This window comes from Actinosynnema sp. NPDC023658 (genome assembly GCF_040639995.1).
Classification (GTDB): Bacteria; Actinomycetota; Actinomycetes; order Mycobacteriales; family Pseudonocardiaceae; genus Actinosynnema.
In genome coordinates, this window is record NZ_JBFAAX010001269.1 from 1 (window position 1) to 1430 (window position 1430).

2 protein-coding genes are annotated in these 1430 nt (G+C 67.6%); both read left to right on the top strand.

Going from position 1 to position 1430, the window contains the following annotated elements:
* The coding region (locus AB0G02_RS40160) for a phosphopantetheine-binding protein (RefSeq protein ID WP_360805772.1) at positions 1–313 on the top strand (313 nt) is incomplete at its 5' end.
* Positions 314–327: 14 nt separating this feature from the next.
* Positions 328–1430 (top strand): arginine 2,3-aminomutase (gene blsG, locus AB0G02_RS40165; protein ID WP_360805775.1); only part of this gene is annotated, 1103 nt, incomplete at its 3' end.

A 1430-nucleotide genomic window follows, 5' to 3' on the forward strand; every position in this document is an offset into this window, starting at 1 on the left:
CGAGCAGCACGTCGCACCGCGCACGGAGGTCGAGGTGGCCGTCGCGGCCATCTGGTGCGAGCTGCTGCGGGTGGACCGCGTCGGTCTGCACTCGAACTTCTTCGCACTGGGCGGGCACTCGCTGCTCGCCACCCAGGTCGTCACGCGCCTGCGCGCGGAACTGCACTGCGACCTGCCCGTCCGCCAGCTGTTCGAGACACCGACCGTGGCGGAACTGGCCGCGGTTCTCTCGACCGCCAGGACCACCGGACCGGTCGAACCCGCGGTCGTGAAGCGGGAACGCCGCCTCCAACAGCTTCCAGTCACCTCCTGAGCAACGGAGCACAGATGTCGGAGTCATTCGCCGCGCCCGCAGCGGCGCCGGGAGCGCCTTCCACCGAGCAGTGGTCGGACTGGCGCTGGCACATGCGCAACCGCGTCACCAACCTCGACAAGCTGCGCGAGTGGGTGAAAGTCAGCCCCGCAGAGGAAGAGGCCATCGAAGGCACGGCGGGCAAGTACCGCTGGAGCGTCACGCCGTACTACGCGTCCTTGATGGACCCCGAGGACCCCGACTGCCCGATCCGGTTGCAGGCCGTCCCGTCGCAGGGCGAGCTGCTGGAGTTCCCGGATGCCGACGTGGACCCGGTCGGGGACATGTTCTACCGCAAGACCAACCGGATCGTGCACAAGTACCCGGACCGGGTGATCATGCTGATCACCGAGTCGTGCCCGGTGTACTGCCGCCACTGCACGCGCAAGTTCCACACCACCGACGTGGAGGGCACGTACTTCCGCGACAACGAGGGCGGCGACTTCGAGGAGGACTTCCGCTACATCCGCGAGCACCCGGAGATCCGCGACGTCCTGCTCACCGGCGGCGACCCGCTGTCCTACCGGGACGAGAAGCTGGAGACCATCATCTCCGGCCTGCGCGCGATCCCCAGCGTGGAGATCATCCGCATCGGCAGCAGGTTCCCCGTGCTGCTGCCGCAGCGCATCACCGACGAGTTCTGCGAGATGCTGGCCCGCCACCACCCGGTGTGGCTGAACACCCACTTCAACCACCCGCGCGAGATCACGCCCGAGGCGGCGGCGGCCGTGGACCGCCTGCTGCGCCACGGCGTGCCGGTCGGCAACCAGACCGTGCTGCTCAAGGGCATCAACGACGACGTGGACACGATGCGCAAGCTGATGACCGAGCTGCTGCGCATCCGGGTCCGCCCGTACTACCTCTACCACTGCGACAACGTCACCGGCGTCTCCCACTTCATGACCTCGATCGAGAAGGGCTGGGAGATCATGGAGGGGTTGCAGGGGCACATGACCGGTTTCGGCGTGCCGCAGTACGTGCTGACCACCAGGATCGGCAAGATCCCGGTCAGCCAGCCCTACCACGAGGTGACCGAGGACGGCCTGGCGCTGCGCAACTACCGCGGTCAGACGATGAC